Below are 17,337 nucleotides of genomic sequence, written 5' to 3' on the forward strand. Positions count from 1 at the left end.
GGGTTTGCCGCCGCCTCACCTTTTGACGTGGCAACCATAACGGAGCGTGATGTTTGACGCCGGAGTTCTGGAGTCAAGGAATCAATTTGATTACACAGCGTACGCATCGCAATCGGGACTAACGTCGCGCTACCGTATCCGCTGTGTTCATCTCGAAGCCGCTCAACCTCCCGTTCGACCCCATTGAGAGGGCTGCTGAGAGCTGGCGAGCGAACTTCGGGCCGTCCTCCGCGATGGCCGCCGTCACTTCGATCATGAGAGCTCACCAGATACTCCTGGCGCAACTGGACGCGCTGCTCAAGCCGTACGATTTGACCTTCGCCCGGTACGAAGCGCTGGTTCTGCTCACGTTCAGCAAGGCGGGATCGCTGCCGCTCTCCAAGATCGGCGAGCGCCTCATGGTGCATCCGACCAGCGTGACCAACACGGTCGACCGGCTGGAGCGCGCCGGACTTGTACGCCGCATGCGCAACCCCCGAGACGGGCGCGGCGTGCTCGCCGAGATCACCGACCGGGGCCGCGATGTCGTACGGCTCGCCACCGCCGATCTGATGGCCGCCGACTTCGGCCTGGACATGTACGGCGAGGAGGACCTCGGCGAGATGTTCGGCCTCCTGCGGACCCTCAGGGTCGCCGCCGGCGACTTCGCCGACTGACCTGACGGCACACCGCCGACGGTGTGCCGTCAGCGGTGCGCCGCCGGGATGTCCGGCCACCGGTGGCCGGACATCCGTGTCGTACTTGTAGGCACCAGCTAGCGGTGCACGGCGCGGAGGGCGTCGACGATGCCCTTGCCGTAGAAGCCGTTCGCCGCGGCGTCGCCCTCACAGGTGTGCGTGGCGGTCGCGGTGGTGCCGTTCGGCAGGTGCCGCGTGTAGGTGAACGCCGCCGGGGTCGGGCACGGAGTGGGCGTGGCCGTTTCCGTGAGGATCCGCTTCACGACGTCGGGGTCCAGGGTGAGCCCACCCGGGTGACGGGGGTCGGGCCTGCCGTACTTGCTGACGATCAGGGCGGCGACGCCCGCGGCGCGCGGCGAGGCCATCGAGGTGCCCTGGAGGTACTGGTAGTAGCCGCAGACCTTGCCCTTGCAGTCCTTCACCACGTAGGGAACCGTCGGGTCGCCGTTCTCGTCGATCTCGCCGTTGGCGACGGCGAGCGACTTCGGGTACGCCGAGAGGGTCGCCTTGGTGATGTCCCGCGTGTTGTCGGGCGTGTCGTACACGTCGCCGCCGGGGGAGGCGACGTCGATGAAGCCGTTGCCGTGGTTGGAGTAGTACGACTTCCGCTTGCTGATGCCGGTCGACGAGACCGAGATCACGTGGTCGCCCTGGCCGGGCATCGACTTGCAGCTGGTCGGCGTGATCGTGCGGGGGTACGGCGCCTGGCCGGGCACGCTCACGAAGTCCGGGCTGGTCCTGTCGACGTTGGTCTTGGTGTAGTCCATCGCCTCGTTGCCCGCCGCGGAGACCAGGGTCACGCCCTTGCCGTGCGCGTAGGTGAGGGCACGCTGCGTGGCGGCGATGACCGTGGCCTGCTCCAGCTGGCTCTCGGGAGAGTCGGCGGGGTTGTTCACGCAGTTGAACAGCCACGGGTCGACGTAGTAGCTCATGTTGACCACGTCGACGCCGATGTCGCCGGCGTAGGTGAGCGCGTCGACGGTCGGCTGCAGGAAGAAGTACCCCGAGTCCTGGCCGGCGCGGATGTTCACGATCGAGACCTTGGGGGCCACGCCGGAGACGCCCAGCCCGTTGACCGGGGACGCGATCGAGGAGGCGACGTGCGTGCCGTGGCCGTCGTCGTCCACATCCGCCGGGTCGACGCAGGAAGCCACCTCGCAGGGGCCGTCCACCTCGTTGCCGTCGGCGTCCGTGGGGATGTCGACGGTGAAGTTACGGCTCAGCGCCCTGTTGAAGTTGGGCGCGATGTCCGGGTGGGATCCGTCGACCCCGGTGTCGATAATGCCGACGAGCACCCGCTTGTCGCCCATCTCGTACTTGTGCGCCTCGTTGGCGTGGATCTGCTGCATGTCCCACTGCAGATCGCTGAGCGGTTCGGCCGTGGGCTTCTTGCCCCGCTTGACCGGAGTGGCTCCGGCCCTGCCCTCCTTCTCGACGGCCTTGGCCTTGACGGCCTTGACGGCCGCGGCCGGGGCCTTGGCCATCTTCGGGGCGGAGCCGATGGCGCGGTTGCGCGCGACCCCCTCGATGGCGGAGTTGTCCTTGATCGCGGCGATGAAGCCGCTGTTGGTCGTGGTGACCGTGGCCAGTCCAACCGCGTTGTTGACCTTCACGATGGAGCCGCCGGCGGCCTCGATCGCCTTTTGGGCGTCGGCCGCGTTGGCACTCTCCTTGTAAAGGACGACGTACTCGGTCTGCGCGGCCGGCTAGGCAACGGTACGCACCGCCTGAGCCGGAGACGCCAGCGTAGCCGCGGCCAAAGCCGCGGCTGCGGCGACGACAATGACGCGCTTCACATCCACCTCCCTGTGGATAGCAACCATGCGCGTCTCATATTTCGGTATTGACGGTCTCTGCCATAGATCCGCGGGGTTTTGCGACCAAGGTGTGACATTCGAGTGTCCGGGGGGCGCGGTTCCCTGGCGCGATTTACTAGGACGTCCTAGTGTTTTGGGTGAGGGGAGGGGGAGTATGAACGCGGACGAGATCGAGGCCGGGCGGGCCCGCTGGCAGGCGCGGTACGACGCGGCGGCGACACGCGCCCCGCGGCGGGAGCACCGGACGCTGTCCGGGCTGGAGGTCACTCCGGTCTACGGGCCGGACGGCGACGATCCGAGGTTCGAGCGCATCGGCTGGCCGGGGGAGTACCCCTACACCCGTGGCCTGCACCCGACCGGATACCGGGGGCGGCCGTGGACGATCCGGCAGTTCGCCGGGTTCGGCAACGCCCGCCAGACCAACGAGCGCTACAAGATGATCCTCGGCGCGGGTGGCGGCGGCCTCTCCGTGGCCTTCGACATGCCGACCCTGATGGGCCGTGACTCCGACGATCCCCGCGCCCTCGGCGAGGTCGGTCACTGCGGCGTGGCGATCGACTCCGCGCTGGACATGGACGTGCTCTTCGAGGGCATCCCGCTGGGCGAGGTCACCACCTCGATGACGATCAGCGGCCCCGCCGTCCCGATCTTCTGCATGTACGTCGTCGCGGCCGAGCGTCAGGGCGTGCCGGCCGGACGGCTCAACGGGACGCTGCAGACCGACATCTTCAAGGAGTACATCGCGCAGAAGGAGTGGCTGTTCGCCCCCGAGCCGCACCTACGGCTGATCGGCGACCTGATGGAGTTCTGCGCCGCCGAGATCCCGGCGTACAAGCCGCTGTCGGTGTCCGGCTACCACATCAGGGAGGCCGGGTCCACGGCCGCGCAGGAGCTGGCCTTCACGCTCGCCGACGGCTTCGGGTACGTCGAGCTCGGGCTCTCGCGCGGCCTCGACGTCGACGTCTTCGCCCCCGGGCTGTCCTTCTTCTTCGATGCGCATATCGACTTCTTCGAGGAGATCGCGAAGTTCCGGGCCGCGCGCCGCATCTGGGCCCGCTGGATGCGCGACGTGTACGGCGCCCGCACGGAGAAGGCCCAGTGGCTGCGGTTCCACACCCAGACGGCCGGGGTGTCGCTGACGGCGCAGCAGCCGGACAACAACATCGTCCGCACCGCGATCGAGGCGCTCGCCGCGGTCCTGGGCGGCACCAACTCGTTGCACACGAACGCGCTGGACGAGGTGCTCGCGCTGCCCTCGGAGAAGGCCGCGGAGATCGCCCTGCGCACCCAGCAGGTGATCATGGAGGAGACCGAGGTCGTCAACGTCGTCGATCCGCTGGGCGGATCCTGGTACGTGGAGGCGCTCACCGATCGGCTGGAGGCCGAGGCCGAGTCAATTTTCACGAAAATTCGTGAAATGGGTTCCGACGGCACGATGACCTCCGGCATCCTGCGCGGCATCGAGGACGGCTGGTTCACGGCGGAGATAGCCGAGGCCGCCTTCGACTACCAGCGCAAGCTGGAGAAGGGCGACAAGAAGATCGTCGGAGTGAACCGCCACACCTCGACCGTGGAACAGCCGCTGGAGATCCTCCGGATCAGCCACGAGGTCGAGCTGGAGCAGCGCCGCGTCCTCGCCGACCGGCGTGCCGTACGGGATCGGAAGGCCGTGGACGACGCGCTCGCCGTTCTCGTCGCGGCCGCGCGGTCCGACCGGAACATGATCCCGCCCATGCTGGACGCCGTACGGGCCGAGGCCACGCTCGGCGAGATCTGCGACGCCCTCCGCGCCGAATGGGGCACCTACACCGAGCCCGCGCGCTTCTGACAACATCGCGTTTCCCAGCGTTCCGCCCGACTTGTCCCGTCATTTCCGGGGTTCGGCGCGCCTTCCGAGCGCGGCGGACCCGCCGGAGCTGACGAGGGGGCGACCCCTCGTCAGACAAGGAGGCACGGTTGGCACGGAACAGCCGCGCGCGTACGGCAGGATTGGATTCATGGCAGCGGATTTCACTCGACCTGGATCGCTCTACGGCGCCGTGGACCTCGGCGCGCGCAAGCAGGCTCTGGAAGCCCAGGCGCGGCGCGAGGCCGCCGCGCAGAACCCGGACGCGGCGGCCGCGCACGTCATCGAGGTGACCGCGGCGACCTTCACCGCCGACGTCGTCGAGCGCTCGATGAGCGTTCCCGTGATCGTCGAGGCCACTGTGCCGCGGGCGGAGCAGGTCCAGCAGTTCAGCCAGACCATGGAGAAGCTCGCGGCGGAGGCGGGCGGCGCGTGGATCCTGGCCCGGGCGGACGTCGAGGCCAACCCCGAGCTCGCTCAGGCGTTGCGCATGCGCGCCGTGCCGACCGTCTACCTGGCCGTCCAGGGGCAGCTCATGCCCCTGTTCGAGGGGCCGCTTCCCGAGCCGCAGCTGCGCGAGGCGCTCACCCAGGTGTTCGAGCAGCTCGGCGTCACGCTGGCCGCCCCGGCGCCCGGCGCCGAGGAGTCGGCGGAGCCGCCGCTCGACCCCGACCTGGCCGCCGCGGACGAGGCCGTCGAGAAGGGTGACCTGGCCGCGGCCGCGGCCGCGTTCGAGCGGCTTCTCGCCCGGCAGCCCGGCAGCCAGGAGGCCAAGATCGGCCTCGCCGGAGTCGGGCTGGTCCGCCGCACCCAGGACCTCGACCCGGCGGACGTGCTGGCCCGCGCGGCCGAGCAGCCCGGCGACGTCGGCCTCCAGATCCAGGCGGCCGACCTGGAGATGATGGCCGGCGACGTGGACACCGCCTTCGACCGGCTCATCGGCGTCGTACGGCGTTCCGCCGGAGACGACCGGGAGCAGGCCAGAGTCCACCTGCTCGGCCTGTTCGACGCGCTGCCCGCCGACGACCCCGCCGTCTCCAAGGGGCGCCGCGGTCTCGCGAGCGCGCTGTTCTGATCACGCCGCCCAGACCCGGCCGCCTAGATCACGCCGCCCGGATCCGGCCGCTCTGACCACGCCGCCCGGATCCGGCGGCTCTGATCCGGAGGCTCTGATCCGACGGCCGGCCCCGCCGCGTTCCGGAGGAGCAGATCCATCCCGGCGAGCGCTGTAGTGTGTGGGCACTGGTGCGTCCCCGGCGTCGTCACGGATCAGAACGACACAGCCTCCGGAGGCGTGCCCGCGCAGACAGCCATGACAACAGGAGCGAATTGACGTGGCCACCGTGCCGAGCGTTTCGTACTCGATCACCGTTCGTCTCGAGGTGCCGGCGGGCGGCAAGGCCGTCAGCCTTCTCACCCACGCGGTGGAGAGCGCCGGTGGGGTGATCACCGCACTCGACGTCACCACGGCGGGTCACGAGAAGCTCCGCATCGACGTCACCTGTGCCGCCAGGGACACCGACCACGCGCAGGCGCTCGTCGACGCCCTCGGCACGGTCGAGGGCGTCGCCATCCACAAGGTGTCCGACCGGACCTTCCTCATGCACCTCGGCGGCAAGATCGAGATGCAGTCGAAGGTCCCGCTGCGCAACCGTGACGAACTCTCGATGGCGTACACGCCGGGTGTTGCGCGGGTCAGCATGGCCATCGCGCGTAACCCCGAGGACGCGCGCCGCCTCACGATCAAGCGCAACTCGGTGGCCGTGGTCACCGACGGTTCGGCCGTCCTCGGCCTCGGCAACATCGGCCCGGCCGCCGCGCTGCCCGTGATGGAGGGCAAGGCGGCGCTGTTCAAGCGGTTCGCCGGCATCGACGCCTGGCCGATCTGCCTCGACACCCAGGACGTCGACGAGATCGTGCGCACCGTCCAGGTGATCGCCCCCGGGTTCGGCGGCATCAATCTGGAGGACATCTCCGCGCCGCGTTGCTTCGAGGTCGAGCGCCGGCTGCGCGAGCTCCTGGACATCCCGGTCTTCCACGACGACCAGCACGGCACCGCGATCTGCGTCCTCGCCGCGCTGACGAACGCGCTCAAGGTGGTCGGCAAGGAGATCTCCGACGTCCGCGTCACGCTCGCCGGAGCGGGCGCGGCCGGTACGGCGGTGCTGCGCCTGCTGCTCGCCGGCGGCGTGCGGCACGTGGTGGTCTGCGACTACCTCGGCGCCGTCCACAAGGGCCGCGACGACCTCGACGAGTCGCTGCGCTGGATCGCCGAGCACACCAACGCCGAGGGATACAGCGGCGACCTGCGCGGCGCGGTCAAGGGCGCGGACGTCTTCATCGGCGTGTCCGCCCCCGGCATCCTCGACGGCGAGGACATCGCCGCGATGGCCGAGGGCTCGGTGGTGTTCGCGCTCGCCAATCCGGAGCCGGAGGTCTCGCCCGACGAGGCCAGGGAGCACGCGGCCGTCGTGGCGACCGGGCGCTCCGACTACCCGAACCAGATCAACAACGTGCTGGCCTTCCCCGGCGTGTTCCGCGGCCTGCTCGACGCGCAGGCCAACGTGGTCACCCCGGAGATGCTGCTGGCCGCGGCCCGGGCGCTCGCCGCCGTCGTGACCGACGAGGAGCTCGGCCCCAACTACATCATCCCCAGCGTCTTCCACCCCGACGTGGCGGGCGCGGTCGCGGCGGCCGTACGCGAATCGGCCGGCGGGCGGGCCCGCGGGTTCACGGAGGCCTGATCGTCTTTCGCCGCGCGCCGGAGCCCGCGGGCTGAAGTCGATGCCGGGGCGACGTGCGAGATTCCCGCCTTCTCCCTCATGATGGAGGGTATGGCGGAAGGGATCTACGTGGGCCGGCTGCTCGTCGCGACGCCACTGCTCGAGGACCCCAACTTCCGGCGCAGTGTCGTCCTCGTTCTCGAGCACGACGAGGGCAGCGGCTCGCTCGGCGTCGTGCTCAACCGTCCCAGCGAGATCTCGGTGACGCAGGTGCTGCCCTCGTGGGACGCGCTGGTGACGGGTCCCTCCGTGCTGTTCGAAGGCGGTCCGGTGCAGACCGACAGCGCGCTCGCGCTCGCCGCCGTGCAGAGCGGCGGTGAGCCCCTGGGCTGGCGGCGGCTGCAGTCGGGCCGCTCCGCCGCCTCCCGCCTGGGCACGGTCGACCTCGACGCGCCGCCCGAGATCCTCGCCGGCGAGATCTCGCAGATGCGCATCTTCGCCGGCTACGCGGGCTGGACCGCCGGCCAGCTCCGCAACGAGGTCGAGGAGGGCGCGTGGTACGTCGTGGACTCCGAGCCGGAGGACACCTTCCATTCCGACCCGACGACGCTCTGGCGCTCGGTGCTGCGCCGCCAACAGGGGGAGCTGTCCTTCGTGGCGACCTATCCCGATGATCCCGAGCTCAACTGACGGCCGGCAAGGGAACTGGGCATGTCCGGGAAGTCCGCCGCGCGCATCCGCTGATCACGCTGGACGTGGCGCGGGTCCACCCCAGGGTGTCATCGTCGGGGTTCGCCGGGGTTCGTCGGGGTTCGTCGGGGTGAAGCCGGACTCAAGCCGGTCTCTCAGCGGTCCCATCCGGGGCGCAGGCACCGCTCCGCGATCGCGAGGGTCTGCTCCAGGCGCTCCGCCAGGAGCGCGAGATCCTGCGGGCCGTGCTCGAAGCAGACCCGGCCGATCGCAGTGAACACCGAGACCGCGAACTGGGTGTGGAGGTCATCCACGCCTGTGCCGCGGCGGCGGGCGACCTCCTCGGTCAGCAGCCGTTCGCTTTCCATGATCAGGCACATCTGCACGGCGGACAGCGAGGACGTGCACTCGACGAGCCGCCTCGCCTTGTCGAATCGCCTCGCCTCGTCGGGGTCGCCTTCGCGCAGGGCGGTCAGCATGGCCCGAATCGCCTGGCTCACCGCCTGGTAGGGAGTCTCCTCGGCGGGCCTGGCGGCCAGCTCGCTCTGGAAGATCTCCTGGCCGTCCCGGCACAGCGAGAGCGCGACCTCCTCCTTCGAGGCGAAGTAGCGGAAGAAGGTCCGCGGCGAGACGTCCACCGCGGCGGCGATCTGGTCGATCGTCGTTATGTCGTACCCCTGCGATAAGAACAGGTCGAGGGCGGCGTCGATCAGCGCTATCCGGGTCTTCTGCTTCTTGCGCTCTCGTAGACCCATGGTTGTCATCTTCACGAAACCCTCGCTTCATAATCTGTCAGTTGTCACGTTATGACGGAAAATAGCGTTTGTCATGTGTCATTGAGTGACATAAGTTGCTCCGGTTGACTTCTACCAGGGGGGACTCCCGATCATGGCTCAGGCGTTAGCCGTACATTCCAACGCGCCCGCGGAGAGCGGCAAGGACCGCCCGTGGATGACGCTGCTCGCCGTCTCGCTCGGCGTGATCATGGTGATGCTCGACGGCACCGTGGTCGCGATCGCGAACCCCGTGATCGGAACGGAGCTCAATGCGGACCTGGCCGATCTCCAATGGGTGACCAGCGGCTACCTGCTCGCGCTGGCGGTGTTCCTCATCACCGCGGGCAAGCTCGGTGACCTTTTCGGCCACAAGCGGATCTTTCTGATCGGCGTGGCCGGCTTCGCCCTCACGTCGCTCGCGATCGGCCTCACCGGCTCGGTGTTCACGCTGATCGCGTTCCGTGTGCTGCAGGGCCTCTTCGGCGCGATGCTGCAGCCCGCCGCGCTGGCCTTGCTGCGGTCCGCCTTCCCCGGCGAGAAGCTGAACATGGCGATGGGCGCGTGGGGGGCGATCATCGGTCTGTCCAGCGCGGGCGGTCCCATCATCGGCGGCCTGCTGGTGGAGAACGTCAGCTGGCAGTCGGTCTTCTTCATCAACGTGCCGGTCGGCGTGGTCGCCCTCGCGGTCGGCCTGCTGGTCCTCAAGGAGAGCAGGGCGCAGACGCTGTCGAGGGTCGACTGGCTCGGCGTCGTGCTGCTGTCCGGCACGATGTTCTCGCTGATCTGGGCGATCATCAAGGCTCCCGAGTGGGGCTGGAGCGACCCCTGGACGATCGCGTTCATCGCCGCCACCGTGGTCCTCGGCGCGATCTTCCTGGTCTGGCAGTCCCTGGCGAAGGAGCCGCTGCTGCCGTTGAGCCTGTTCCGCAACTTCTCGGTCTCCATCGGCACCGGCTTGATGATCATGGTCGCGTTCTCGATGTTCGGCGCGATGTTCTTCCTCACGTTCTTCTTCCAGGGCGTGCACGGGCTGTCCCCGATGGAGTCCGGCCTCCGGATGCTGCCGATGAGCGCAGGCATGATCGTCGCGTCGCCGCTCGCGGGCGTCCTCATCGGAAAGCTCGGCCCCAAGGTCACCATCGCGGGCGGCATGCTGGTCACCGCGGTCGCGATGTTCCTGATGTCCCGGTTGAGCGTGGACGCCGCGTTCATCGACAGCGCGATCCCGTTCGTCCTGCTCGCCTTCGGCCTCTCGCCGGTCTTCGTCGGCGCCACCGAGATCATCGTCGGCAACGCGCCCGAGGATCTCAGCGGCGTCGCGGGCGGCGTGCAGAACTCGGCCATGCAGGTCGGCGGCGCGCTCGGCACCGCCATCCTGGGCGCCGTGGTGTCGGGGAAGGTGGCCGACGTGTTCCCCGGTCACCTCGGCCCGGCCGCGTCGAGCATCCCGGCGGAGCAGCTGGGAGCCCTGGAGAAGGCCGCCGCCGTGGGCATGACCCCTCCCGGGCTTCCCGAGCCGATGAGCAGCCTGCTCGCCAAGGCGGCGCACCTGTCCTTCATGGACGGCCTGCACCTCGGCTTCACCGTGAGCACGGGCGTCGCCGTCCTGGCCGCGATCCTCGCCCTGTTCGTCCAGGCGGGCCGCAAGACCGAGGGCGGCGCGGTCCACATGGGCTGACCGTCGCCCCGTACGGCCCTGTGATCCATACGGCTTCGCACGGCTCCGTATGGCTCCGTACGATTCCGCCCCGTACGGCTTCCGCACCTCGCCCGGGCGGAGGCCGACGGGGCGGTGCGTTTCCGCGCGTAAAATCGGTACCCGTGAGCGGTACGAAGATTCTTCCCGAGAGCGATGTCACTCCGAGGCTCTCGCACGGGGACGGCGACCATGAGCGGTTCTCGCACTACGCCGACAGGAACAAGATCACCGAGAGTATGGTGACCGGCACTCCGATCCGCGCCCTCTGCGGCAAGATCTGGGTGCCCAGCCGGGATCCGAAGAAGTACCCCGTCTGCCCGGAATGCAAGGAGATCTACGAGGGACTGCCCAAGGGAGAGCCCTCCGGCGAGTGAGTGTCGATCCGGGATGACCACCCCCGGTACGGCTAGCGTCAGCTGTCTGTCTGACCAGTCGTATCGGGGGAATGAATGGCCCGGCGCGTGCTCGCCGTCTCTTTGGCATGTCTGTTCGCGGTGTGCGGGGTTCCCGCCGAGAGCCGGGCCGGGGTCGCCGGGACCAGGGATGAGTGTCGCGCCGGACCGCATCCTCCGGCACCGGCGCGCATGGCGGAACCCCGCGCCCCGGAATCGCGCCAGATCGACCGGATGTCCGCCGATCTCCGCCGCCGGCTCGGCCGCGCGCACGCCGGTCACGGCAGGAAGGCCGTCGAGAGGGTCACCGTGCCGCTGTGGGTGCACGTCATCAAGGACGGCGCGCTCGGCGCGCCCGACACTGCCGTGCGGGATCAGGTCGCCGCGCTCAACGCCGCCTACGGCGGCAAGATCGGCGGCGTGGACACCGGGTTCCGTTTCGAGCTCAAGGGCATCACCCACACCGTCAACCCCCAGTGGTTCCGCGATCCCGTGGGGTACGAGCAGCCGATGAAGCGCAAACTCCGGACCGGGGGGTCGGAGACGCTGAACCTCTACCTCGCCCAGCTCAGCCAGCTCGTCCTCGGCTACGCGACCTATCCGTACTGGTACAAGGACGAGCCGCAGCTGGACGGCGTGGTCATCGACTGGCGGAGCATGCCGGGAGGGCCGCTGGTCAACTTCAACCGGGGATACACGGCGGTGCACGAGATCGGGCACTGGTTCGGGCTGCTGCACACCTTCGAGAACGGGTGCGACGCCCCGGGCGACTTCGTGGACGATACGCCTCCCGAGGCGGAGCCCAGCTCCGGCTGCCCCGGGCGCAGGGATTCGTGCCCGGCGCCCGGTGACGACCCGATCCACAACTTCATGGACTACGGGTACGACCGGTGCATGTCCGAGTTCACCGCGGGTCAGGCGGCCCGGATGCTCGAGATGTGGACGACCTACCGCCAGCCCCGGACGTGAGAGCGAAGCCGGGGGGCACGGCCACCACGTGGGCGCGCCCCCCGGCTTCGGCTATCAGTCCTTTCCATGGCGAATGTGTGGATTTCCGTTGACGGACGGTCTGCGGCGTGAGTAACTCCTGATCAGCGCTCGCCGGTGAGCCGGGCGCCGGTTCAGGAGGCGCCGTGGACGATGAGTGGACGCGCCGGGTGTGGCCGCCCGCCGCCAGTGACTCAGACGGGGACGACACCCACCGGGGCGCCCCTGCTGAGGACCTGCCGCCGTCCGCCAGCTGGTACGGCACGCCGGCCCCGCCGCAGCGCCGGATACCGCGCCGGATGCCGCGCCGGATGCCGCGCCGGATGCCGCGCTGGGTGGTGCGCCTCATCGTCGGCACCCTCGCCTCAGCCGCGGCCGGCACGCTGATCGGCGTACTGGTCGTCACCGTCATGAGCGGGACGGACAGCGCGCCCTCGGGCACGGTCACGGACCGGCTCGCCGGGGTCGCGTACGACCTTCCGGCCGGCTGGCGGGAGGCCGTCGTCGCCCCGGTCACCGGCTTCACGTCCGTCGCCGTCAGCGACGGCCGCGCGACGGTGATGGCCAGGCGCGGAGAGCGCGCCGATCCGGCGAACCCGCGCCCGGCGGCGGTCGGTCTGACCGATCTCTACGCGCGGCTGCTGCTCCACGGCGACAAGATCGACGTCATGGACGACAGGGCGGTGACCGCGGGCTCCCGGCGTGGCTACACCCGTGCCCTGCGCGCGGAGTACCGGGACGACGTGAACCAGCCGGCTTTCCTCCGGGTGACGCTGCTCCTGGACGGTGAGGGGAGGACCACGGTGCTGCTGGGGCTCGCCCACCCGGACGACCCCGCGTCGCGGGCGGACATCGACGCCCTCATGGCGGGCGTGCGCTGATCGCTCCATCGGCAGCGGCGCCCCCTGCCGAGTGCGTCCTTCGCCCCGTCATCCGGCCCGCTCGGCGGCGACCCGGCGGATCCGTCCCGGCTCCTGCGAGGCCGTCCCGATGGGCCCGGTCGGAGCGGCGGCGGGGCGGGTGTGAGGGATGTCTCAGGCGTGCGGCGGCCGTAGCACAACGGGGGTATCGCCGCCAGGATCTCGGTGGGTCGGCACGTCTTGTCAGTCGATCCGGCTACTCTGAGGTCACTGTGAGGGAGCGAACCGATAGATACAGCATTGTCCCAACGGGATGGGGGAGGCGTCGTTGAGCGTATCCGCCGCATCGCATCTCTCGCCTTCCTATCCCGACAGAGCCGCCTGGGGCACCGCGCCCAAGCTGCGCGCGTGGCAGCAGGAGGCGTTCGACCTCTACTTCCAGCGTGAGCCGAGGGATTTCCTCACCGTCGCGACGCCGGGCGCGGGAAAGACCACCTACGCGCTGCGGATCGCCAGCGAGCTGCTGTCCAGGGGCATCATCCGGGCCGTGACGATCGTCACCCCGACGGAGCACCTCAAGCGGCAGTGGGCCGACGCGGCCGGCCGCGTCGGCATCGGCATCGACCCCGAGTTCAAGAACAGCCAGGGCACGACCTCCCGTGACTACACCGGCGTCGCGATCACGTACGCCCAGGTGGCGATGCATCCGGCGTTGCACCGGGCGCGCACGGAGGCCCGCAAGACGCTGGTCATCTTCGACGAGATCCACCACGCGGGCGACGCGAAGTCGTGGGGTGACGGCGTCCGTGAGGCGTTCGAGCCGGCCACCAGGCGGCTGTCGCTGACCGGCACGCCGTTCCGCTCCGACGACAGCCCCATCCCGTTCGTCACGTACGTCGAGGAGGCCGACGGCGCGCTGCGCAGCGCCTCCGACTTCTCCTATGGCTACGGCCCGGCGCTGGCCGACGGGGTCGTCCGTCCGGTCATCTTCCTTGCCTACTCGGGGGAGATGAGGTGGCGGACCCGGGCGGGCGACGAGATCGCCGCCACGCTCGGCACCCCGCTGACCAAGGATCAGCTCTCCCAGGCGTGGCGGTCCGCGCTCGACCCCAAGGGCGACTGGATCCGCCAGGTCATCCACGCGGCCGACCGGCGGCTCACCGAGGTGCGCCGCGGCGTGCCCGACGCAGGGGGCCTGATCATCGCCTCCGACCACGAGTCGGCCCGGGCCTACGCCCGGCACATCAGGACGGTGACCGGCGAGGGGGCCGTGGTCGTCCTCTCCGACGATCCGGGCGCGTCCAAGAAGATCAAGGATTTCTCCGCCTCGCAGGCGCGGTGGCTGGTCGCGGTCCGGATGGTTTCCGAGGGCGTCGACATCCCCCGGCTCGCCGTCGGGGTCTACGCCACCAGCATCTCGACGCCGCTGTTCTTCGCCCAGGCCGTCGGGCGTTTCGTCCGCGCGCGCAAGCGGGGCGAGATGGCGTCGGTCTTCGTGCCGTCGGTGCCGGTCCTGATGGGGCTCGCCGCCGAGATGGAGGAGGAGCGCGACCACGTCCTCGGCCGCTCGCAGCCGGAGGACGGGCTGGATGACTCCCTGCTCGAACGAGCCCAGCAGGAGCGCAAGCAGCCTGACGCGCTCGGCGACGAGTTGCCGTTCCAGACCCTGGAGGCGTCCGCGACCTTCGACCGGGTGCTGTTCGACGGCGGCGAGTTCGGCACCTCCGCCGCCCCCGGGTCCCCGGAGGAGGAGGACTTCATCGGCCTCCCCGGGCTGCTGGAGCCCGACCAGGTGGCCTCGCTGCTGCGCCGGCGGCAGGCCGACCAGCAGGCTGCGAAGCGGCGGAAGAAGCCCGAGGAGGAGGCGCCCGCGCTCGCTCCGCACGAGCAGATCCACGAGCTTCGCAAGGAGCTCAACGGCCTCGTCGGCGCGTGGAACCACCGCACCGGCCAACCGCACGGCGTCATCCACGCCGAGCTGCGCCGATCCTGCGGCGGTCCGGCCATCGCGCAGGCGTCGGCGGACCAGATCAAGGATCGGATCGCCATGATCAGGAAGTGGGCCACCCAGCGGAGGTGACCCCGCTCCGGCATCGGTCGTGGCGGCTGCTCGCCGCCCGCCGGCTCGTGTACGCGTGGAGCGGGCCAGGTGCGGGCGGTCAGGTCAGCCGTTCGTGGGTCGCCGCTCAGGGATGCGGTGCCCGGTGCGGCCGTCCACCGCCACGTAGCGTGGCCCGGGGCGGAGCGGCGGCATGAGCGTCAGGTCGAGTGTCGCCCGTCCCTCGGCGACGTGTACGGGCAGCGTCCGCGATTCCCGGCCCTCGATCTCGTCTCGGCCCGCCGCGCCCTCGTCCAGCCAGATCCGCACCTGCCGCCCGGCGCGCCGGTACGTCACCGTCGCCGTCCCGCACTGCTCGGACGTCGCCGTCCAATAGATCGTCATGCCCTGTACGCCCTGGTGCGGGCGGTGCGTGAGCCGTACGGACTCGGGGGCGGGTGTGCGGGTCGCACAGGTGGGGGATGGCGCGGGGGTGGGCGTGGTGCCCGGCCCGGAGGACGGCACAGAGGACGGCGCGGAGGACGGCCTGGAGTGCGGCCCGGAGGACGCGGCCATGGCGGGGGCCGTTGCGGGCCGGTCGGATGGCGGCTGCTCCGCCCAGCCGACCGCCAGCGTGGTCGCCTCCAGCGCCGCCAGCGTCAGCACCCCTGTCGCGCGCGCGAGCCGGGACTGCTCGCGGCCGAAGAGCCGCCAGATGCAGATGGGGGTGAGGACGAGCCAGGACAGCCCGAGCAGGAACGCGAACATCGACGCCGCCAATCGCAAGGAGTTGTCACTCTACGTAACACATCTTTCGCGTATCGTGTCGGTCGAATTGAACATTTGCTCGCCTGTATGGCGCTCATCACACCGGGCGGGGAGGCGGGTCAGCCGCGCAAGACGGGGGTTCCGGAGAGCCGCACACCGGCCTCGGCCAGCTCGGCGAGCGCCGCCCGGGTGGTCGCCGGAGCCACGCCCGCGGTCAGGTCGAGCAGCACCTGTACGGCGAAGCCGTCGCGGACGCCGTCCAGGGCCGTCGCCCGTACGCAGTGGTCGGTGGCGATGCCGACCACGTCCAGGGACTCCACGCCCCGATCCCGGAGCCAGTCCGCAAGACGGGTGCCGTCGTCGGCGGCGCCCTCGAACCCGCTGTAGGCCGCCGCGTGGGCGCCCTTGCTGAACACCTCCTCGATCGGGGCGACGTCGAGCGCGGGATGGAAGCCGGCGCCCGCCGTGCCCGCGACGCAGTGCGCCGGCCAGGTGTCCACGTAGTCGGGCCGCTCGGCGAAGTGCGCCCCGGGGTCGATGTGGTAGTCCCGGGACGCCACCACATGGTCGTAGCCGTGCCGCCGCGCGTGCCGTCCGATCGCGGCGGCCACGTCGGCGCCGCCGCCGACCGCGAGGCTGCCGCCCTCGCAGAAGTCGTTCTGCACGTCCACGATGATGAGCGCGGATTTCATGCGAAACAGCCTAAAACGATCGCGAGGAGACCGGCGTCGTCCTCATACGCCTGTCCCTCGCGATCAACTGAAGATAGTAGGGATCGCGGGGTCTCCAGGGGAGAGGCTGTGCGCCATCGTCGGCAGCTCCGCCACGGTCGCGCGGTGGCGGGCCCTCGCGTCCTCCAGCGGTTCGCGGCCCACGATCTCGCCGTCCCTGACGAGCTCCGCCAGGAGCGGCCGGTGCCTGGTCTCGGCGGGTTCGCCGGTGACGACCTCGGCGACGGCGGTGTCGTCCTCGACCGCGCGGTAGGCCCACTTGCGGCCGCCCTTGCTCGGCTTGCCCACCGACTGCTTGGCCACCGGCCGCAGCACCCCGGCGGCGTCCTCTCGGGCGACCAGCTTGTAGACGAAGTTGGCCGTGGGGTGGCCGGACCCGGTGACGACGGACGTGCCGACGCCGTACCCGTCGACGGGGGCGGCGGCGAGCGCCGCGATGGCGAACTCGTCGAGATCGCCTGTCACGACGATCCGGGTCCGGTTCGCACCGAACGCGTCGAGGATCCGCCGCACGTCCAGCGCGACCTCGGCCAGGTCGCCGGAGTCGATCCGCACGGCGCCGAGGTCCGGCCCAGCCAGCTCGACCGCCGTGCGCACGGCCTTCGCCACGTCGTACGTGTCGACGAGGAGGGTCGTGCCGACGCCGAGCGAGTCGAGCTGGGCGCGGAAGGCGTCCTCCTCGGAGTCGTGCAGCAGCGTGAACGCGTGCGCGGAGGTGCCCGCGGTCGGCACGCCGTACAGGCGCCCGGCCATCAGGTTGGAGGTGGAGCCGAAGCCGCACAGGTACGCGGCGCGGGCCGCGGCGACCGCCGCGAACTCCTGGGTGCGGCGGGAGCCCATCTCGATGATGGGCCGCTTGCCCGCGGCCTGCACCATGCGGGCGGCGGCGGAGGCGACCGCGCAGTCGTGGTTGAGTATCGAGAGGATCACGGTCTCGAGCAGGACCGCCTCGGCGAACGTGCCCTCCACCACCATGACGGGCGATCCGGGGAAGTAGGACTCGCCCTCGCGGTAGCCGTACACGTGGCCGGAGAACCGGTAGTCGGCGAGGAACTCCAGGGTGGGCTCGTCGACGACGCGGGTGGCGCGCAGGAAGTCGAGCTCCTCCTGGCCGAATCGGAAGTTCTCCAGCGCGTCGAGCACGCGGGCTGTCCCAGCGACCACTCCGTACCGCCGCCCTCCGGGCAGCCGGCGGGCGAACACCTCGAAGACCGCCCGGCGGTGCGCGGCTCCTCCGGCGAGGGCCGCCTGCAGCATGGTCAGTTCGTAGTGATCGGTGAGCAATGCGCTGCTCATGGTCATCTGCACGTGTCGAGAGTACGGCGGTCGTGGT

The 17,337-nt window shown here is 70.2% G+C and carries 15 protein-coding genes; 10 read left to right on the forward strand and 5 right to left on the reverse strand.

What is annotated here, in order from left to right:
* Positions 1–149 precede the first annotated feature (149 nt).
* Positions 150–656, forward strand: coding sequence for a MarR family winged helix-turn-helix transcriptional regulator (locus QSK17_RS26425; protein WP_285708130.1), 507 nt, complete (start codon positions 150–152; stop codon positions 654–656).
* A 98-nt stretch (positions 657–754) separates the two neighbouring features.
* On the opposite strand, the gene QSK17_RS26430 is transcribed toward QSK17_RS26425, so the two are convergent.
* Positions 755–2,290, reverse strand: coding sequence for a S8 family serine peptidase (locus tag QSK17_RS26430; RefSeq protein ID WP_285708026.1), 1,536 nt, complete (start codon positions 2,288–2,290; stop codon positions 755–757).
* Between the two features lie 358 nt (positions 2,291–2,648).
* On the opposite strand from QSK17_RS26430, the gene icmA reads away from it, so the two are divergent.
* The 4 genes from icmA to QSK17_RS26450 all read left to right on the forward strand — a co-directional run bounded on the left by icmA (position 2,649) and on the right by QSK17_RS26450 (position 7,753).
* Entirely contained in the window at positions 2,649–4,322 is a 1,674-nt protein-coding gene (icmA, locus tag QSK17_RS26435) for a coenzyme B12-dependent isobutyryl-CoA mutase large subunit (RefSeq protein ID WP_285708027.1), read from the forward strand.
* A 169-nt stretch (positions 4,323–4,491) separates the two neighbouring features.
* Positions 4,492–5,415, forward strand: coding sequence for a tetratricopeptide repeat protein (locus tag QSK17_RS26440; protein ID WP_285708028.1), 924 nt, complete (start codon positions 4,492–4,494; stop codon positions 5,413–5,415).
* A gap of 259 nt (positions 5,416–5,674) precedes the next feature.
* Positions 5,675–7,084, forward strand: coding sequence for an NAD-dependent malic enzyme (locus tag QSK17_RS26445; RefSeq protein WP_285708029.1), 1,410 nt, complete (start codon positions 5,675–5,677; stop codon positions 7,082–7,084).
* Positions 7,085–7,174: 90 nt separating this feature from the next.
* Positions 7,175–7,753 (forward strand): YqgE/AlgH family protein, encoded by a 579-nt coding sequence (locus QSK17_RS26450; protein ID WP_285708030.1) that lies wholly within the window; start codon positions 7,175–7,177, stop codon positions 7,751–7,753.
* 155 nt (positions 7,754–7,908) lie between these two features.
* Here the strand turns inward: QSK17_RS26450 and QSK17_RS26455 are convergent, their stop codons facing one another.
* Positions 7,909–8,508 (reverse strand): TetR family transcriptional regulator, encoded by a 600-nt coding sequence (locus QSK17_RS26455; RefSeq protein WP_285708031.1) that lies wholly within the window; start codon positions 8,506–8,508, stop codon positions 7,909–7,911.
* A gap of 133 nt (positions 8,509–8,641) precedes the next feature.
* On the opposite strand from QSK17_RS26455, the gene QSK17_RS26460 reads away from it, so the two are divergent.
* The 5 genes from QSK17_RS26460 to QSK17_RS26480 all read left to right on the forward strand — a co-directional run bounded on the left by QSK17_RS26460 (position 8,642) and on the right by QSK17_RS26480 (position 14,547).
* Entirely contained in the window at positions 8,642–10,207 is a 1,566-nt protein-coding gene (locus QSK17_RS26460; RefSeq protein WP_285708032.1) for a DHA2 family efflux MFS transporter permease subunit, read from the forward strand.
* Positions 10,208–10,350: 143 nt separating this feature from the next.
* Positions 10,351–10,602, forward strand: a complete 252-nt coding sequence (locus QSK17_RS26465; protein WP_285708033.1) for a DUF3039 domain-containing protein — start codon at positions 10,351–10,353, stop codon at positions 10,600–10,602.
* Between the two features lie 252 nt (positions 10,603–10,854).
* A complete protein-coding gene (locus QSK17_RS26470) occupies positions 10,855–11,589 on the forward strand; it encodes a zinc metalloprotease (RefSeq protein WP_285708034.1) in 735 nt (244 codons plus the stop codon).
* A 164-nt stretch (positions 11,590–11,753) separates the two neighbouring features.
* The gene (locus QSK17_RS26475; RefSeq protein WP_285708035.1) at positions 11,754–12,488 is read left to right on the forward strand and encodes a hypothetical protein; all 735 of its coding nucleotides are present in this window, start codon (positions 11,754–11,756) and stop codon (positions 12,486–12,488) included.
* Positions 12,489–12,795: 307 nt separating this feature from the next.
* Complete coding sequence (locus tag QSK17_RS26480) at positions 12,796–14,547, forward strand: DEAD/DEAH box helicase (RefSeq protein WP_285708036.1); 1,752 nt, start codon at positions 12,796–12,798, stop codon at positions 14,545–14,547.
* A gap of 84 nt (positions 14,548–14,631) precedes the next feature.
* Here the strand turns inward: QSK17_RS26480 and QSK17_RS26485 are convergent, their stop codons facing one another.
* The 3 genes from QSK17_RS26485 to QSK17_RS26495 form a co-directional block, all read right to left on the reverse strand.
* Entirely contained in the window at positions 14,632–15,291 is a 660-nt protein-coding gene (locus QSK17_RS26485) for a hypothetical protein (RefSeq protein ID WP_285708037.1), read from the reverse strand.
* Between the two features lie 101 nt (positions 15,292–15,392).
* Positions 15,393–15,965, reverse strand: coding sequence for an isochorismatase family protein (locus QSK17_RS26490; RefSeq protein ID WP_285708038.1), 573 nt, complete (start codon positions 15,963–15,965; stop codon positions 15,393–15,395).
* A gap of 63 nt (positions 15,966–16,028) precedes the next feature.
* Entirely contained in the window at positions 16,029–17,312 is a 1,284-nt protein-coding gene (locus QSK17_RS26495) for a nicotinate phosphoribosyltransferase (protein ID WP_502889306.1), read from the reverse strand.
* Between the last annotated feature and the right edge of the window lie 25 nt (positions 17,313–17,337).

The sequence above is a fragment of the Microtetraspora sp. NBRC 16547 genome (genome assembly GCF_030268965.1).
In the GTDB taxonomy this organism is placed as follows: Bacteria; Actinomycetota; Actinomycetes; order Streptosporangiales; family Streptosporangiaceae; genus Microtetraspora.